We start from the raw sequence: 14,983 nt of genomic DNA on the forward strand, positions 1-14,983 counted from the left end.
GTATCGGTCAGTCGTCCACGCCGGAGCCGGTGTAGGTGGGCACGTCTGCGAGCAGGCCGGCGATCTGCGGGTTGAGCTCGTTGCGGCGCCGGTGCAGTTCCTGGATCTTGGCGTTCAGGTCAGGGTCGTCGTCGTCACTGACGTCGAAGATCTCCAGCCGTTCGACCAGGTGCAGCCCGCGGTGGTCGGTCTGGTAGGTGGTCGGGTGCGTCAGGTAGGCGAAGAGCCCGTCGAGATGTTCGACGACGAACACCGCGCCGTACGTGTAGTCGCCGCCGTGGTCGCGGCCCACGACGAAGGACTTGATGGCGGGGTTCGACCGGCCCTGATTGCGCCAGCTCTCCAGCACCCCTTCGATCTGCTCAGGCGTCGCCGTGGCCTTCATCGTGACTCTGTTGATGTGGTAAATCATGACTTACTACCCGTTCCTAACGTCGTTAGATTTCCTAACGGCGTTAACTATGGCGCGCGCCGCCGACGCGGTCAAGGCGGTGACTAGTGTTCGAGGACACCATCGAAGCGAAGTGACGGACCATGCCGACCAGCACGAGACGGGCCCGCGAACGGGCGAACACCCGGGATCAGATCATCGAAGCCGCGCTGCACGTCCTCGAGACCGAGGGCATCGCGGCCCTGACGATCCGGCGCATCGCCACCGATGTCGAATATTCCGCGCCCGTCGTCTACCAGCACTTCGCCAACAAGGACGCGCTCGTACTGGAGCTGGTCGCGCACGGCCACCGCCTGATGCTCAGCGAGTTCCGCCAAGCCGCGCAGGAGCCCGATACGGACCGGCGCATGACCGGCATTGCGTCGCAGTACGTCCGGTTCGCAGGCGAGCACCCCCACCTCTTCCAGGTCATGAACGACCCGGTGGTCGACGCGGACGAACGCCGGCGCGTCGCAGAACCGGTCATCGACGTCCTCAAGGAGCTGCTCACCTCGTGGTCGGCTGCACACGACGTGGTCCTGGCCGATTTCGACCAGGCTTGTGAGATCCTCTGGGGCACGCTGTACGGCATCGCGTCGCTCAGTTACCTCGGCAGCGTCGGCAACGATCGCGCCCGCTACCTCGCCGAACAGGCGCTTCGCACGCTCCTCCTCGGCTGGCGAACCGAGACGCCGGCGAACGGTCGACCGGCGAGCAGCTAGGGCCGCGCGAACGACCCAGGCCCCCGCCTCGCGCACCACGAGCGGCCCGAATCGACCTGAGTGAGGCCAGGGTGTTCGCGGCACTCCGTGAGTGCGGTGGTACGTCGCGGGATGGCGCTCGGGGTGACCAGCAGCAGCCCAGCACGCGCCAGCGGCGGGCCGGATACCAAGCGGGCCGAACTCGTCGAACGCGAACACCCGGTCAGGGAAGCGTTCCAGCACGTGCTCGATGCAGTCGAGCCTGGCGTCGCGCTCGGGGTCCGGTGACTTCCTCCAAGGAGGGGCCGCAACTACAGCAGATCGTGCGCCGGGGTCAGCACCGAAGGCGAGCTCGACTCGGTGTCCGGTCCGGCAGCAATGGCTCGGTGCCTGCCCACAGGGCGTGAGTCAACGACACAGATCAACCAACGATCCGACGCATGAACGAAGCGGCCTAGAAGGAGGGCCAGTCGGAGCCGGGAGGCGGGGCGGGAGAGACCCGGTTGCCGTTCCGCATCTCCAGTGGCCAGCGCTCGTCGACGACGGCCGCGATCTCCTTGCACGCGCCGCAGGCACTCGGCCACTCGTGCATCCACAGGTACGGCGAGGCCGTGAGCCCCGATCCGCGTGCCGCGGCAGCCGGTAGCCCGCGGTGGATCAGCTCAAAGAGGCGAGCGTGAAGTGCCGTACCTGAAGGGGTGCGGCAAGGTACTCGTCCTCGCCCGGCAGGACGACGGGTTGGTCGCGCCAGTGTTCACCGGCGTAACCGACCAGATCCTGCTCGCTGCGCCAGCGGCTGACATACAGCAGCGCATCCGGCGGCGCGAGCAGTACCTCGTGGTCGATCAGCCCCGGGTAGCGGGCGGGGAACTCGCGCACCGCAGAGACGATCATGTCTCGGAACGCCTCGAACCGTTCCGGACGTACGCGTGCTTCACTCACCCTGATGATCACGGCCTTCAGGGTGTCACCCGCGCAGATACGGCGCCACCCTCGTGCCGGGCAATGACGTCAGGCTCGGGAGCAACAGAGCCGGGCTGTTCATCCGCTCTGTTCAGCGGCGGAGCATCCGGGAGCCGGAGACGGCGACGAGGAGCGCGGCGAGGGTGACGAGGCCGACGAGCACGGCGACCGTGGGCCAGACCCTGAGCGCGGCGGCGGTGAGCAGCGGTGGGACGGTCATGCCGGCGTAGGCGATGAGGAAGATGCCGGCGAGCGCCTCCCCCCGGCGTTCCGCATCCGCGACCGCGGCGACGGTGCCGAGGGCGGCTCGGAACAGGATGCCGATCCCCGCGCCCGCGACCCCTCCGCCGATGAGGAAGAGCGCAAGCGAGGCGACGACGGCGCCGGCACCGATGCTGGCGAGCCCGAGCGCGGCGAGCGCGATGGCGTAGCCGATCTGAGGGCGTGTCCCCAGCCGCACGGTGACGCTCTGGGCGAGGGCTGCGGCCATGAAGACGACGAAGGGTGCCAGGCCGGCGAGCAGGTGCGAGTGCAGCCCGAGGAGACCGACGAGGAAGGTCGAGGACAGTCCCATGAAGGTGCCGAACACCGCGAACACCCCGAACGCCGCCGCTGCGGCCGCCCAGAACGCGCCCCTGCCCGCCGCCGGCACCGCGACGCGCTGCGGCCGGTAGGCGGGGCGCCGCTCACGGCGCTCGACCGTCTCGGGAACGAAGGCGACCAGGATCCCTTCGACGACCAGGAGGATCGCGAAGGCGACGTAGGGCGTGACGAGCGGCCGTGTGGACCACGTCGCGATGAGCCCGCCGATCAGAGGGCCGAGGCCGATGCCGCCGAGGTTCGCGAACGTCGACACGAGGGCGACGCGGCTTGTGGCGTGGCGGGCCGCCGCGCCGAGCTCGGAGAGGTGTGCGGTCGCCGTGGCGGTGAGGATGCCGATGCCGAGTCCGCTGATGAAGCGGGCGACGATGAGGCCGACGACGTCGTTCCGGGCGACGAAGAGGAGCGCGGCCAGCAGGTTGACGAGGAGCGAGCCGAGGATCACGCGTCGGCGTCCGAGCCGGTCGGAGACATGGCCCGCGAGGTACAGGCTCAGCATGACCCCGACCGCGTACGCGGCGAAGACGACGGTGAGGACGATCGTCGGGAAGCCGACACGGACTTCGACGTCCGGCTTCAGGACGTCCCGCTCACCAATCGCCGCCCGGACGTCGTCGTGTACCGCGCGGACACGATCGATGTCACCCCCACCCGCCCGGAGCACGTGCTCCTGGTCGCGGAAGTGGTGTCGCCGGGTTCGGAGACCACCGGCCGGATCGTGAAGGTTGACCAGTACGCCAAGGCAGGCATCGGCTTCTACTGGCGGATCGAGCAGGCCGCGACAGGCGTCCCTCTCGTGTACACCTACATTCTCGACCCTGCAACGAGGACCTACCGGGACGGAGACGTGTTCACCGGCGTCCTCAAGGTGACGGCCCCCTTTCCGCTGGAGATCGATCTCGGCCAGATCTGACCCCACTCCGCTCAGCAGCCGGCGGCGCGTGAGCGGGCGGCCTGGTACAGGGCTGGATGAGCCGGATCACATGGTTGCCGTGCTGTTCGGACCAGCAGCACCGTACCGGTAGCGGCTTCGCGTACGGTCACACGGCGAACGGCCTCGTGATGCAGAGCGATCGCGTAGCGCGCCAACTGCCAGAACTACGGCATCCCCACCGCGTGGCGCACCGGCTCAGCTCACGCCGCCGATTATCGCCTTGCCTTCGGCCGCCGCCTTGGCGAAGAAGGGGACGATGTCGTCGAAGTCGTTGTCCTCGGCCTCGGTGTTCCAGTGGGCCGCCGCGGTCCGGCTGGTCCAGTTCTCGCCGGCCAGCCCCTGCGCGACCTGTCCCACCTCGTCCGGGGTGAGGAAGTGCGCCGGGCCGTAGCCGAAGTCGGACTCCTCGATGGTGGAGCAGTTCTCGCCGGTGGCGCGTGCCAGCCAGGGGTAGGCCGTCTGCCACTCCTGGGTGTCCTGTTCGGCCTGCGATCGGCCGGCGGCCAGGTCGGACAGCTGGCGGTAGTCGCAGCCGAAGGAGTCCGCGGTCGGGTGGACGCCGGAAACGAGGGGCTCCGGCGTGTCGTCCTCGAAGAACAGGGCGCCGATCGACTCCGGGTGCTGCTGAAGGGCGGACAGCAGCGAGGGGTCGATCTTCACGAGGCCGAGCCACATGGACATGCCGGTACATCCTTTCCGGGGCGCTCGGTGGGGCGCGGGGGTGAGGTGGTCGGACTCTTCGGACTCTAACGGGGGGTGCTGACAGTGCTGCCGGAGGCGGGTGGGCAGGGGCGGGAGTGCACATAGGGGTGGGGGTGGAGGTGGGGTGGGGGCTGGGCCTGACCCGAGGGGGCGGTGTGCAAGATCCGGCCGGGATGCAACTGTCCGCGGCTGGAATTCGTCCCCCTCTCGTGAGTCGATGAGGCTCGCAAAGATCTCGAACGAGCACGATGGGGGACGCACCATGAACCTGGCGCCGAGGAAGAGCCGTCGCAGACCGGGCACTGTCCGAGCGGTCGTGCTCGGCGTGTGCGCCGTAGCCGCGCTGGGCCTCACAGGCTGCTCCGGTGACGGCGACAGCGGCAGTGGCGGTGCCGGTGGCACGGCGGGCGCCGGTGGCGGCGCGAAGGCGAGCGCGACGGCGGGCAGCGCTGCCGGCGACAAGACGGGGGCGGGCGCCGGCACGACGGGCCCGAAGCCCGGCGCGAAGGCCTCCGCGGGCGCGGGCGGCGGCGCCGAGTCCCCCGGCGCCGTTCCGGTCGCCTCCAAGTCCGCGGCCCCCGCGGCGACGGGCTCGGTGAGCGCCGACGGCGGTGGTGCGGACGACTGTGACCACAAGATGCCCATCTCCCCCGACGAGATCGCGGTCTACCGCTACACGCCGGAAGGGGGCTCGCTGAGCCTGATCGTCAAGTACGGCAACTGGGGCTGCGGCACGCCCGATTCGGACGGCGCCCCGTTCGAGACGGTCGGCGAGGAGACCTACCTCCCGATGGACCAGGCCGCGGACATCACCGTGACCAACCCCATCGTGGAGAGCACCGAGAACCAGCCCATCGGCGTCCAGGAGTTCCTCGACTGGCTCGAGGCGCACCCGAATTCCGGACTGGTCTTCACCTACCACCTCGGCGCCGACGGGGCCATCGACCGCCTCGACGAGGTCTTCACCCCCTGACAGGGCTGTCGCCGACGACGACGGACACGGGTGGGCCCGCCTCCCCGGCGGTCCCCCTTCGGCGGGCCCGGGCAGGTGCCGGCAGGGGCTCCGCAGCTCGGTCAGGTGCCGGTGCCCCGGCCCGCCGGTCGGACGAGAGGATGAGCCGCCGATGACGCCGACGGCGTGACATCGCGCCGCGGCCGCAACCGGCGCGGGGTCCGCGGGACTCCTGTCGGACACAAGCGCAAGCAGTTCGTGAGGAGATCCCCGTGACCGCTTCTGTCTTCGGCCCCGCCGCACCCCACACGTTCGTCGACCCGTACGCCGTCACTTCCGCCGACCGCTTCTGTCTCGCTCCGGCCGGCGGCCGGAGCGAGGACGCGGACTTCCTGCTGGCTCCGCCGAACCCCGCGGAGCGTCTCAGCTACAGCATCGACCCCCGCGACCGGCGGCGCCTCGACCTGCACGCGGCGCTGACCACGGCCGGCATCCCGCCGCGCCCTGAGGACCGCGACGCCATCGACGAACTCAGCGCCCTGCCGGCCGGCATCAACGCCACGCTTCAGCGCTGGCTCCTGCACACCTTGTGAACCTGCTGCGCGGCTTGCCCGCCCGGGGATCACCGTGATCCTCCCGGCTGCGGCGCCGGTCGCCACGGCGTTCCCGGAGCGGCCGGGCCGGTGCCGTCGGGAGGCGAGCGGAAGAAGCCGAGAGGGCGTGCATACGTCTCGCGATCGGGGGCAGCAGGCGATTACGAGCTCGACGCAGCGCTGTCCCCCCGGCCGTTCGAGCCCGTGCCGGCCCCACCCCCCTCCCCCCGGGGCAGTGGGGCCGGCATATTCCTCTCCCCCGGTTCGGCCCGCTCGACCGGGCCTTCCGTTGCGCGCGGTGCCCGCAAGCGGGTGCGCGCTTGGTGTGCGTTCACACGTTGGCCTCTCGCGGGTGTCGAGCCGCCGCCTCGGAGCGGTCTGCGGTGCCGGTCCGGCGGGCCCGCCGGACCGCCACGACCGCGAGCAGGAGGGCGAGTGCGAGGAGGCCCAGCGGGCCGGCGTCTCTCAGGAGCCACAGCAGTCGCGCGGTGTCGGCTGCGGTGTCCGCCTGGTCCTGGACCGTGGAGGTGGTTGCCCGGAGGTTCACCTCGGTCACGGGGAAGAGGGCGAGCGGGCCGTCGGGCCCCGTGGTCCGGGCGGTCACGCTCTGGTGCAGGGTGCCGTCCAGGGTCAGCCCGGTGGCGGTGTCGATCCAGGCGCGCTGGGTGGTGGTCGAGCCGTAGGTGAGGGGGACGGTCTCGGGCAGCGCCGCCAGGGCGGCTTTCGAGGGCCGCCGGCCGGCGGGCAGTGCGTTGGCCACCTCGGTGACGACGGCTCGCGGCAGGGCCGCGGGGAGGCTCTTCGCGACGGCCGGGTCGGCGAGTTTCCCGGTGGCCGACACGTCGTAGACGTAGGACTTCCGATCCTTCACGTTCTTGTCTCCCGTGTACCGGGCGGTCACCGAGGTGCGGGTACCGGTGTCCCAGAACGGGTAGTCGCGCCGGTGCGGTTCCAGCGGCCAGCCGACGGTCAGGCCCGTGTGGGGCTGTGCTCCGGAGCCCGCGGGCGCGGGGCGTTCGGTGAGGTCGCGCCGGTCCAGGGCCCAGACGTAGGCGGAAGCCGCGAGTTGCCTGCCGTCCGGTCCTCGCAGCGACGCGGTGTCGTGTACGACCGCGGTCCGGCCGTCGGCGTCGGTCACTTCGACGTGGCGGCTCATTTTCACCGGCACGTCGCGCAGGAACAGCTCGCCGCTCCCGCCGCTCAGCGCCGGGGAGTTGAGCAGGGTGGCGGTGCCCTGGAGCCGGAACGTGGTCTCGCTGCCCGCCGGTACCTGGTGCAAGGCGGGATAGACCGTGAACCGGGTCACGGCCGATGCGGCCACCAGGGCCACCGCTGTGGCGCCCGGGATCCAACCTCGTCTGCGCATGCTCTCTCCTCCGTACGGGCGTCAGCGACCGGGGTTTCGTGGGGCAGCCGCGCACGGCGCGGATGTCGGCCGGTGCCGGGGCAGTGGGGGCCGGCTGCCCCCGGCACCCTCGTGATCGGGGGGGCGCCGCTGTCCGGCGGCCATTCGGGGAGTTGCTCTCAGGACGGACGGTTGGTGTCCGGGATGCTGATGGCGATCGGCTCGGCCTCGCCGAGGAAGAGCAGGACGAACTGGCGGATCGCCTCTTCCAGCGTCCAGGCGATGGACGGGATGACGGGCAAGGAGATCAGTCCCTCGCGGAAGGCGACCAGCACCGGCCAGGCGGCCGCGATCAGCGGCTCCAGGACGGGCTCCTCGGACAGCCCGATCATGTCCCCGACCCGGTCGCCGAGCGTGTACCTGGCGAACGCGCTGATCAGGGGACGCGTGAGGCCGGCGTCCAGTTCGGCCACGATGTCGAGGAGGACCTCGGTCAGTGCCACCCCCTCGTCGCTTGCGGCCAGGATCGGGTCGAGGACCTGCGCGGACTGGGCTTCGGCCGCGTCCCACGTGGCGGGGATGTACTCCTGCCGCACGCCGAGCATCGCGGCGCTGACCTGCCACACGTGCAGGTAGGCGTCCGAGTCGGCGGTGCTGATCCTCACGCGCCAGTCCCTGAGCCTCCGCATGACGAATGTGGCCAGGCTGTGCCAGGTGACGAGGATGTCGGCCTGGCTGATCGGTATGGTCTGGCCTCCGCTGGTGTGCGTCCACCCCGGGGACTGCGGCAGCAGATGCCGTACGGCGGCGTGCACCATCCGCGTCTTCACGCATGTCACGATCATCGAGCCGGTCGGCCGATAGGCGTCCAGGTCCCCGATGTCGTACCCGAGCCTCGCGGTCTTGGCGATGCGGTCCTTCATGTCGGCGCCGCCCTTGGAGTAGTACACCGCGCGCGCCTCGCGGGGTATGGCGGTACTCATCAGGCCGCTGCCGAGCCCGTACAGTGCCCCGACGTAGATCCCCTTCGTCTTGCTGAACCGGGAGCCGCGGTCGAGTTTCGTGCGGTCCGCCCAGGTCGGAAGCCGGCGGGCCTGCTCCATGAAATCCCTTACGTCGGACGGGAGTTCGCCGGGCAGGGGTTGGTCGTTGCGGGTCCACTTCGCCAGGGCGGTGTTGACGTCGGCGACGTCACCCCGGTCGATGACGGACGCCAGCACCGGGTCGGCCTCGTCGTCCCACACCCAGCCGGGGTCCAGGCCGGTGCCCGTGCCCGCCACGGAGCCGGCCGCCGGCCAGGTCCACAGGGGCCGTGCGCCGGCCGGTGAGGCCATGCTCAGCGCTCCGACGGCGCCGAGGGCACCGCCCGTCAGTAACATCTTCCGTCTGCTCAACCCGTCCATTGTTCGAACTCCTGTGGTGGATGCTGGCCGTTCCGAGGAGTGGACCGCGAGGGGCATGCACAGCGGCGTCACCGCGCGCCTATGGCCCCGCCCCGGACGAGTCGCACGCCGCGCAGTGCGCGTCCGCAGATTCGAAGCCTCTGAGATTTCTCATTGACTTGTGGATCTCAGGCGGGGTGGATCCAGCCGGGCGTAACTGCACACCCGAGCTTCGGAATTGTGCATTCCGATCGTGGTCAAGCTCACCGGGCGATGTGATTTCTCATTAACATAGCGAGCACTGGCACGGTCGGCAATGGTGACGACGGCCTTGCGTCAGCGGACGACGGCCTCGCGTCCGCGGACGCCGGGGACGAGGTCGCGTGCCGCGGGGAACTGTCCGCCCTCGGACAGGACTTCGGCGACCTTCCGGCTGACGGTGTTGCCGGGGGCCGCTCTCCCGGCACGCGCTCTCACCACTGGGGGTGCCCGTCCACACGAGTGGGGGCATGCGGTCCGGTCCGGCCGTCCATGCCTACGGGCCCCGGCCGGCCGGCCTGCCTCCCGGATGAGCCTGCACCGGACCGTACCGGCCGAGGGATCACCGCCCCGCCCCTGGACGGGGTTTTCAGCGCCGCACGCCGGACCGGCACCGCTCACCCGGTCCGGTCCGGTTACGGCAACTGCCTGTGGCGGCGCGCGGCCTGTCGTGGTGGCAGGGTCAGAGTGATCTGCCGGACGAGTTGCTGAAAGCATGCGAGAGACGCGAGGGCGGGCAGGGCGGCTCCGGCGATTCCGGTGAAGGTCTTGTCCGCCTGCGCCACGCACAGCATGACCGCGACGGAGGAGAAGAGCAGGACGATGAACCACGAGTGCACCGCCCGGCGTTGATGCAGGGCAGTGCGCAGGATGGACAAAGACGCCACCATCCAGGGGCCGTACACGAGGAGAGGCCAGGACGGGGCGATGCCGGCACCTGTTCCGGACGTGATGTTCTGCAATGGCCTGTAGGCCACCATGCCGCCGAAAACGCTGACCATCGCCACGATGACGGCGACGAGAGCGACGAGGGCGAAGCTGCCGGTCCGCAGCCACTTGAGCCGGGCTTTTCGGACCTGCGTCTTGCGATGTCCGGCGGGAGAGCGCCGGGGAGACGGCAGCTGAGCAGCCAAGCTCTCCATCGGATCGCTGAAGTCGACACCGGATGGGCGCTCCCTGCGAAGTGGCGGCACCCTTGCCGGCTGCTCCGCCGGAACAGCTTCCTGGAGCAGATGGGCAAGTTCCTCGACACGGTCCCAGCCTCCGGTATCGGGTGCAGGGTGAGGAACACCCGCATGGACGCTGTCGTCAGGCCCGTCGTGCCATTCATTTCCTGTCCCGTAGGAATACGCATCGGAGTACCATTCACGCTGCGCCGACAGGGGATTCACATAGTCGTGATTCATGGCATTATTCCGTCATGCACTGTTCGCGTTACGGTCAGATTCCTCCTGACCGTTCCACCGGGAATTGAGCTCCTCCTGGATCGCCTCCAGCAGCCGGAGGAATTCGCACAGCAGGGGCTCGGTGATCCGGTGTTCGACCCATGCGCCGTCCCGGATCACAGCACCTTGCGCCGCAAGTTCCGAGTACACCGTGCCGGACGTCCGAGCGTATTTCCTCCCTGCCGGTTCAGGGGCCGCAGGTGCATCACCCGGCCTCGCGTTGCGTTGCGGAAGACCGGGAGGAGTTGCCTTCGTCATATCCCGCTAACGCAGCTCTTTCTCCTCCAGATGCGCGGGCGGATGAGTGACCGCGACCCCTGAACGGGTGAGCCCCCCTTGATCAAATCCTACATATCCCACTTCGCACTTCATGAGCCGAAAGGCTTTTCCTCGGATTCACCAGAGAGGTAAATAGGATTCGCCGCCGATAAAAGGGATGAGTGATCCGGACAGCGGGTGGGACCGGGCGCCGCAGCGTCCAGCGGCGTCTTCGGCCAGGCCCTCGCGCAGCACCGTGCGATACAGGACCGTGCGCAGGCGTGGCTCGTCCAGGCCGCGCAGCCGGTCGTGCCGGACCACGCCACATGCAGCGGCGGTGCCGCGTCCCCCTGCCGGGGACAGCGCAATTCCCCGGACGAGGCCGGCAACCGCCGCCGGGACTGCTCCCCGGTACGGCGCGCGGGCCTCGGTGCGCACACCGGTCGGCGCTGTCGGCATCATGCGCTCATGCGCCCCCGCCGATGCTGTCCCTCCCGCCCCGTTCCGCTCAGGCAACCGGCTCGGGAACCTCGCCAGGCCTGACCGGCACGATCTCGACGCGGGTACAGCCCACCGCCTTCAGTTCGGTGCGGCGGTGCTTGGCGGACCGCTTGTCGTACCGGCCGGCGGACGCCTGCGGAGTGCCGTCAGGATCGGTCCACAGGAGGCCGTAGTGCTGCATCGCGCTCTTCATAGCGCTCATCATTTCCCCGCTCCAGGTAGCCGTAAGCACGCGCGAGTCGCCCGTGGACGATAGAGCGGCCGCCGATTCCTCGGCAAGGGCCTCTGGGCGCTGCCGCTGCTCGTGCCTGGGCTGCGAAGAGCCCCGGCCTCACGAACGGGACCCTCTGTAGACACCGGTGGCCCTCTCGTGAGAGGGCGTGGCGGCACACCGGGGGGAGGAGGCAGGGCGACGGCGAGACGTTCGGGGCGGCCGTGTTCTGCCCGGCTGAGCGGGCTCGGCTGCCGGGGACCGGGCGCGCGGGGCGGGGGGCCGGGCGCGGGGCGGGGGCCGTCCAGGCCGGGTGAGGGCGGAGCGCCGGGTCGCCGGCGGGCTCCGCCGGGCTCGATGAGCGGGGCGGGTCGGCGGCCCGGGGGTCTCACCGGCACGCTGGGGTCTCACCGGCACGGACGAGACGGTCGCCGCCAGCAGGAGCACACGGTGTGCGCGGCCGTTCGTGGGCATGGCGGCGTGGGCGGGAACGTCTGCGGCTCCGGGCCGGCGATGACGCCGGCCCGGAGCCGCAGACGTAGGAGTGTGGTCGTGGAGGGCGGTCGCCTACGCGGCGAAAGGCTCTGCGGGGCTTCAGCCGGACGATCGTCCCCGCAGGCTATAGGTGAGGCCCGGGGACACTGTCCCCTCCACGGCCACGCTCTCCACAACACCGCCCGCCGTTGCGGCATTCCCTGCCTTGCCGAGACGCCGTCCACCGAAGGCGGTGACGCGGCAAAGCCAGGGTGCCCCGGCCGAGTAAGTGCGCGGGTCGCCTCGCATGCGGTGCGGGGAGGTCGCGTCGTTCGGCCGACTGCCCTGGCTGGCTTCGGTGTTCGCCGAGCGATCGGAACGACGCCGACGCGCGCCTCAGTGCTGGCACCGGCACGGGGATGGGCGTCAGTGTGTGCCAAGGGGTGTCTGTGGAAAGGGGATACGACGACATGGCGCGTCTGTGGTCGACGTACGACGAGAGGCACGAAGGCGTGGACGTACACGCACCGGGGCTGGACGCGGCGCACCGTCCTGAACCGGCGTCGGCCCCCACTCTGTCCCGCAGTACCCGACCCCGAGGCAGGGCATGACAACGACCACCGGCCCCCGGCGGCACCCGGCATATCCGCTCTCCACGCGCCAGGAGTTGTGCTGGGAGTGGGAACGCTGCCACGGCGAGCCCTACTCCGCGGTGGTCTCGATCGACTGCTCGACCGCCCTGCGGCTCCTGGGGCCGCTGGATACCGGTGCGCTGCGGGAGGCCTTCGCCGAGGTCACCCTCCACCACGACGCCCTGCGCCTGCGGCTGGACGAACCGCCGGAGGGGGTCGCCGACGTCGTCCACCCCCGCCAGTCGCTTCGCGCAACACCTCTGCCGCTGGAGGAGGACGTACTGCCCGAGCGGCCGTACGCGCTCCTGGTGGACCTCAGCACCCGCCCCTTCGACGTCACCGACCGCCTGGGACGCGCCTATCTGCTGCGCGCGGCCCCCGACCACCACATCCTGCTGACCTGCTTCCACCACCTGGTGTTCGACGAGGCCAGCCACCGCCTCCTCCTCGGCGACCTGGCCCGCGCGTACAACCGGCGGGTGGCCGGCGGACCACCGCTGCGGCCCGCCTTCTCCTACCTGGACCTCATCCGCGCCGAGTCCACCCGCGCGGCCCGGGAGGACCGCGCCGCCCGCCTCGCCGCCCGGGCCGCACTGTTACGGGCGTACGGCGCCGGGGACCTGCTGCCCGGCCGTACCACCGGGCCCATGCCGCTGCGCCACCACTACGACGAGGAACCCCTCGACTTCTCCCCCGGGCAGACCCGGCAACTCCTGCACGCCGCCCGGGCCGCCCGGGTCTCCCTGTACTCCCTGCTGATCGCGGCGTTAGCCGGTGCCCTCGGCCGTCACTTCGGCCGGGAAAGGCTGCTCTTCTCCACGCCGTCCCACGGCCGGCTGCGGCCCGAACACCGCACCGCCGTCGGGGAATTCGCCAACATGGTGCAGATCCCGGTGGACGTGTCACAGGACGGCGGACACCGGCTGCTGCGGCAGACGCACGAGGCCGTCCGCGAGGCCTCGGCCACCGTCGACCTGCCGTTCGGGCCGCTCGCCGAGGCCGTGCTGGGCCGCGTCGACGGCGGCGGCTTCTTCCGGTACGCCCTCGGGCACGCCGCGCTGCGCCTGCACGGGGTGACCGGCTGGGCCCTGAACCAGCAGCGCATCGACCCCGTCCCGATGCACGGGATGCGCACCGACCTCGTGCCGATAAGCCAGGACTCCTCGCGTTTGACCTACGCCACCCGCCAGGCGTCCGACACGTCTGCGGCCACGCTCGCGCTCAGTCTCACCATGACGCAGGACGCCCGCCTGTCGGGGGTACTGCGCCACGAGAGGGCCTATCACGGCCCGGACACCGCACGCTCGGTCCTGCACCACCTCCGTGAACGCCTGGGCGCGCTGTCCGGCCCGGCCGGGACGTGAGGCGCAGGCGGCCGGGTGCCGATACGGAAAGCCGGAGGCGCGCGCCGCAGACAGGGCGTACACGGACGGGAGCCGGCCCGTGCACATATGCCGTGACCGGGCCCGTGCTCCCGTCGCCGGCCGGCGCCGAAGGCGTCGACGAGGGGGCGGACGACGGGCAGGTCCGGGTTGTGCCGCAGGTCAGCGGCGGAAAGTTGTGCCGCAGGCCAGCGGCGGAAAAATGTCCGCGGCCTCGGACCGGCGAGGTGCCGGTCCGAGGCCGCGGGCGAGAAAAGCGTGGTCGTGAAGGGCGGTCGCCTACGCGGCGAAAGGCTCTGCGGGGCTTCAGCCGGACGATCGTCCCCGCAGGCTATAGGTGAGGCCCGGGGACACTGTCCCCTCCACAACCACACCCCCTGCAACACAGCCCGCCCCACCGGCATTCCCGGCCCCCGTTCACCGGCCGGGCGGGCGGGCTCGCGTCCCAGACGGGTCCTGCTCTGCCCGGCTCTGCCCGGGGACACGCGGGACGCGGATCCTGGCGCGGCCGGGCCGGCCGCGTGACGTGCGGACCGGCCGGCCGCCGGGTCGGCGAGCGGGTGGTGTCAGCCCTGGCGGGCCTTGAAGCGGGGGTTCTTCTTGTTGACGACGAAGACCACGCCCCGGCGGCGCACCACCTGGGCTCCCGGTCTGGACTTCAGTGAACGCAGGGACTTGCGTACCTTCACGGTCTGACTCCTCCTGTTCTCCTGTCCGGACGACGGCCGGCGGTCAGGTCCTGGCCGGGGCGGTGCGGCCGTAGCGGCGTTCGAACCGCTCCACCCGCCCGGCGGTGTCCACGACCCTCGAGGTGCCGGTGTAGAACGGGTGGCTCGCCGAGGAGATGTCGACATCGATCAGCGGGTAGGTGTTGCCGTCCTGCCACTCGATCGTCTGTGCCGAGGTCGCGGTGGAGCGGATGAGGAACAGGGTGTCCGCGGCGCGGTCACGGAAGGCGACCTGCCGGGATTCGGGATGGATGCGGGGCCTCATGGGGTTTCCTTCCTTGTGCCTGTGTGCCCGGGGCGCAAGCGTGGTTCAGCGTTCCTCGCGGAAGGCGGTGTGCTTGCCCGCGAGCGGGTCGTACTTGCGCAGGACGAGCCGGTCGGGGTCGTTGCTGCGGTTCTTGCGGGTCACGTAGGTGACGCCGGTCCCGGCCGTCGACTTCAGCGTGACGACGGGACGCATGCGGTTGCGTGCCATGAGGTCCTCCTTTCACCCACACCCCCGGACTGACCGGAGCATGTCAGGTACGTGTGGTGGAACAACCGCTCCTGCCATCCCATTCCCGACCGGCACGAGGCCTCACGGCCGCAGCCGCCCGGCCGTGCACGCGCTCGCCGTAGCGGTCCTGTTCCGTCCGGTTCCTCAAAGCTGTCTGGTGCCGCGCCGGCCCCGGGCCGGGGTGGGTGAGGACATGTGTGCGAGGGGCAGGACTG

17 protein-coding genes and 1 pseudogene are annotated in these 14,983 nt (G+C 70.6%); 5 read left to right on the forward strand and 13 right to left on the reverse strand.

The window, feature by feature from the left end; translation table 11 throughout:
• Nucleotides 1–7: 7 nt before the first annotated feature.
• Nucleotides 8–412: a Dabb family protein gene (locus AOQ37_RS35140; RefSeq protein WP_062650724.1), complete on the reverse strand. Its 405-nt coding sequence runs from the start codon at nucleotides 410–412 to the stop codon at nucleotides 8–10.
• A gap of 122 nt (nucleotides 413–534) precedes the next feature.
• On the opposite strand from AOQ37_RS35140, the gene AOQ37_RS35145 reads away from it, so the two are divergent.
• On the forward strand, nucleotides 535–1,152 hold the full coding sequence (locus tag AOQ37_RS35145) for a TetR/AcrR family transcriptional regulator (protein ID WP_062650726.1): 618 nt from the start codon (nucleotides 535–537) through the stop codon (nucleotides 1,150–1,152).
• A gap of 81 nt (nucleotides 1,153–1,233) precedes the next feature.
• Here the strand turns inward: AOQ37_RS35145 and AOQ37_RS41590 are convergent.
• The 4 genes and pseudogenes from AOQ37_RS41590 to AOQ37_RS35155 all read right to left on the reverse strand — a co-directional run.
• Nucleotides 1,234–1,428: pseudogene (locus AOQ37_RS41590) on the reverse strand (IS630 family transposase); the annotation flags it as partial.
• 157 nt (nucleotides 1,429–1,585) lie between these two features.
• Complete coding sequence (locus AOQ37_RS40615; protein ID WP_159401422.1) at nucleotides 1,586–1,723, reverse strand: hypothetical protein; 138 nt, start codon at nucleotides 1,721–1,723, stop codon at nucleotides 1,586–1,588.
• Nucleotides 1,724–1,788: 65 nt separating this feature from the next.
• Nucleotides 1,789–2,085, reverse strand: coding sequence for an antibiotic biosynthesis monooxygenase (locus tag AOQ37_RS35150; protein WP_234437113.1), 297 nt, complete (start codon nucleotides 2,083–2,085; stop codon nucleotides 1,789–1,791).
• A gap of 100 nt (nucleotides 2,086–2,185) precedes the next feature.
• Nucleotides 2,186–3,193, reverse strand: a complete 1,008-nt coding sequence (locus AOQ37_RS35155; protein WP_062650729.1) for an MFS transporter — start codon at nucleotides 3,191–3,193, stop codon at nucleotides 2,186–2,188.
• Between AOQ37_RS35155 and AOQ37_RS40620 the strand changes: the two genes are divergently transcribed.
• Entirely contained in the window at nucleotides 3,167–3,607 is a 441-nt protein-coding gene (locus AOQ37_RS40620; RefSeq protein ID WP_159401423.1) for a Uma2 family endonuclease, read from the forward strand. The two genes, AOQ37_RS35155 and AOQ37_RS40620, sit on opposite strands and share 27 nt — an antisense overlap.
• Before the next feature lie 216 nt (nucleotides 3,608–3,823).
• Here the strand turns inward: AOQ37_RS40620 and AOQ37_RS35165 are convergent, their stop codons facing one another.
• Nucleotides 3,824–4,309: a DUF1877 family protein gene (locus tag AOQ37_RS35165; RefSeq protein WP_062650731.1), complete on the reverse strand. Its 486-nt coding sequence runs from the start codon at nucleotides 4,307–4,309 to the stop codon at nucleotides 3,824–3,826.
• Nucleotides 4,310–4,547: 238 nt separating this feature from the next.
• Here AOQ37_RS35165 and AOQ37_RS35170 point away from each other — a divergent pair, with 238 nt between their 5' ends.
• Both AOQ37_RS35170 and AOQ37_RS41595 read left to right on the forward strand, forming a co-directional pair.
• Nucleotides 4,548–5,303: a hypothetical protein gene (locus tag AOQ37_RS35170; protein ID WP_234437114.1), complete on the forward strand. Its 756-nt coding sequence runs from the start codon at nucleotides 4,548–4,550 to the stop codon at nucleotides 5,301–5,303.
• A 251-nt stretch (nucleotides 5,304–5,554) separates the two neighbouring features.
• Nucleotides 5,555–5,875 (forward strand): hypothetical protein, encoded by a 321-nt coding sequence (locus tag AOQ37_RS41595; protein WP_062650734.1) that lies wholly within the window; start codon nucleotides 5,555–5,557, stop codon nucleotides 5,873–5,875.
• Between the two features lie 331 nt (nucleotides 5,876–6,206).
• On the opposite strand, the gene AOQ37_RS35180 is transcribed toward AOQ37_RS41595, so the two are convergent.
• From AOQ37_RS35180 to AOQ37_RS35195, 4 genes are all read right to left on the reverse strand, one after another.
• Nucleotides 6,207–7,241 carry a porin PorA family protein gene (locus tag AOQ37_RS35180; protein ID WP_078890523.1) on the reverse strand — a complete coding sequence of 345 codons (1,035 nt, stop codon included), beginning with the start codon at nucleotides 7,239–7,241 and terminating at the stop codon, nucleotides 6,207–6,209.
• A gap of 158 nt (nucleotides 7,242–7,399) precedes the next feature.
• Nucleotides 7,400–8,623: an oxygenase MpaB family protein gene (locus AOQ37_RS35185; RefSeq protein ID WP_062650738.1), complete on the reverse strand. Its 1,224-nt coding sequence runs from the start codon at nucleotides 8,621–8,623 to the stop codon at nucleotides 7,400–7,402.
• Nucleotides 8,624–9,276: 653 nt separating this feature from the next.
• Nucleotides 9,277–10,047, reverse strand: a complete 771-nt coding sequence (locus AOQ37_RS35190) for a DUF2637 domain-containing protein (protein WP_107085383.1) — start codon at nucleotides 10,045–10,047, stop codon at nucleotides 9,277–9,279.
• Nucleotides 10,048–10,852: 805 nt separating this feature from the next.
• Nucleotides 10,853–11,038, reverse strand: a complete 186-nt coding sequence (locus tag AOQ37_RS35195; RefSeq protein WP_234437115.1) for a DUF8636 domain-containing protein — start codon at nucleotides 11,036–11,038, stop codon at nucleotides 10,853–10,855.
• Nucleotides 11,039–12,137: 1,099 nt separating this feature from the next.
• On the opposite strand from AOQ37_RS35195, the gene AOQ37_RS35200 reads away from it, so the two are divergent.
• The gene (locus AOQ37_RS35200) at nucleotides 12,138–13,526 is read left to right on the forward strand and encodes a condensation domain-containing protein (protein ID WP_078890524.1); all 1,389 of its coding nucleotides are present in this window, start codon (nucleotides 12,138–12,140) and stop codon (nucleotides 13,524–13,526) included.
• A gap of 584 nt (nucleotides 13,527–14,110) precedes the next feature.
• Here AOQ37_RS35200 and ykgO read toward each other — a convergent pair.
• The 3 genes from ykgO to rpmG are packed head-to-tail and all read right to left on the reverse strand — an operon-like array spanning nucleotide 14,111 to nucleotide 14,747.
• On the reverse strand, nucleotides 14,111–14,233 hold the full coding sequence (gene ykgO / locus AOQ37_RS35205; protein ID WP_020132570.1) for a type B 50S ribosomal protein L36: 123 nt from the start codon (nucleotides 14,231–14,233) through the stop codon (nucleotides 14,111–14,113).
• A 43-nt stretch (nucleotides 14,234–14,276) separates the two neighbouring features.
• On the reverse strand, nucleotides 14,277–14,537 hold the full coding sequence (locus AOQ37_RS35210; RefSeq protein ID WP_062650742.1) for a type B 50S ribosomal protein L31: 261 nt from the start codon (nucleotides 14,535–14,537) through the stop codon (nucleotides 14,277–14,279).
• Nucleotides 14,538–14,582: 45 nt separating this feature from the next.
• On the reverse strand, nucleotides 14,583–14,747 hold the full coding sequence (rpmG, locus tag AOQ37_RS35215; RefSeq protein ID WP_062650744.1) for a 50S ribosomal protein L33: 165 nt from the start codon (nucleotides 14,745–14,747) through the stop codon (nucleotides 14,583–14,585).
• Nucleotides 14,748–14,983 lie beyond the last annotated feature (236 nt).

Source organism: Streptomyces maremycinicus, from assembly GCF_001184025.1.
Taxonomy (GTDB): domain Bacteria; phylum Actinomycetota; class Actinomycetes; order Streptomycetales; family Streptomycetaceae; genus Streptomyces; species Streptomyces maremycinicus.

Coding starts and splice junctions, on each gene's coding strand:
- rpmG (WP_062650744.1), bottom strand. CDS start 14,747: ATGGCACGCAACCGCATGCGTCCCGTCGTCACGCTGAAGTCGACGGCC.
- AOQ37_RS35155 (WP_062650729.1), bottom strand. CDS start 3,193: ATGCTGAGCCTGTACCTCGCGGGCCATGTCTCCGACCGGCTCGGACGC.
- AOQ37_RS35140 (WP_062650724.1), bottom strand. CDS start 412: ATGATTTACCACATCAACAGAGTCACGATGAAGGCCACGGCGACGCCT.
- AOQ37_RS35185 (WP_062650738.1), bottom strand. CDS start 8,623: ATGGACGGGTTGAGCAGACGGAAGATGTTACTGACGGGCGGTGCCCTC.
- AOQ37_RS35165 (WP_062650731.1), bottom strand. CDS start 4,309: ATGTCCATGTGGCTCGGCCTCGTGAAGATCGACCCCTCGCTGCTGTCC.
- AOQ37_RS35170 (WP_234437114.1), top strand. CDS start 4,548: ATGAGGCTCGCAAAGATCTCGAACGAGCACGATGGGGGACGCACCATG.
- AOQ37_RS35145 (WP_062650726.1), top strand. CDS start 535: ATGCCGACCAGCACGAGACGGGCCCGCGAACGGGCGAACACCCGGGAT.
- AOQ37_RS35210 (WP_062650742.1), bottom strand. CDS start 14,537: ATGAGGCCCCGCATCCATCCCGAATCCCGGCAGGTCGCCTTCCGTGAC.
- AOQ37_RS35200 (WP_078890524.1), top strand. CDS start 12,138: ATGACAACGACCACCGGCCCCCGGCGGCACCCGGCATATCCGCTCTCC.
- AOQ37_RS35190 (WP_107085383.1), bottom strand. CDS start 10,047: ATGAATCACGACTATGTGAATCCCCTGTCGGCGCAGCGTGAATGGTAC.
- AOQ37_RS35180 (WP_078890523.1), bottom strand. CDS start 7,241: ATGCGCAGACGAGGTTGGATCCCGGGCGCCACAGCGGTGGCCCTGGTG.
- AOQ37_RS40620 (WP_159401423.1), top strand. CDS start 3,167: ATGGCCCGCGAGGTACAGGCTCAGCATGACCCCGACCGCGTACGCGGC.
- AOQ37_RS35195 (WP_234437115.1), bottom strand. CDS start 11,038: ATGAAGAGCGCGATGCAGCACTACGGCCTCCTGTGGACCGATCCTGAC.
- AOQ37_RS40615 (WP_159401422.1), bottom strand. CDS start 1,723: ATGCACGAGTGGCCGAGTGCCTGCGGCGCGTGCAAGGAGATCGCGGCC.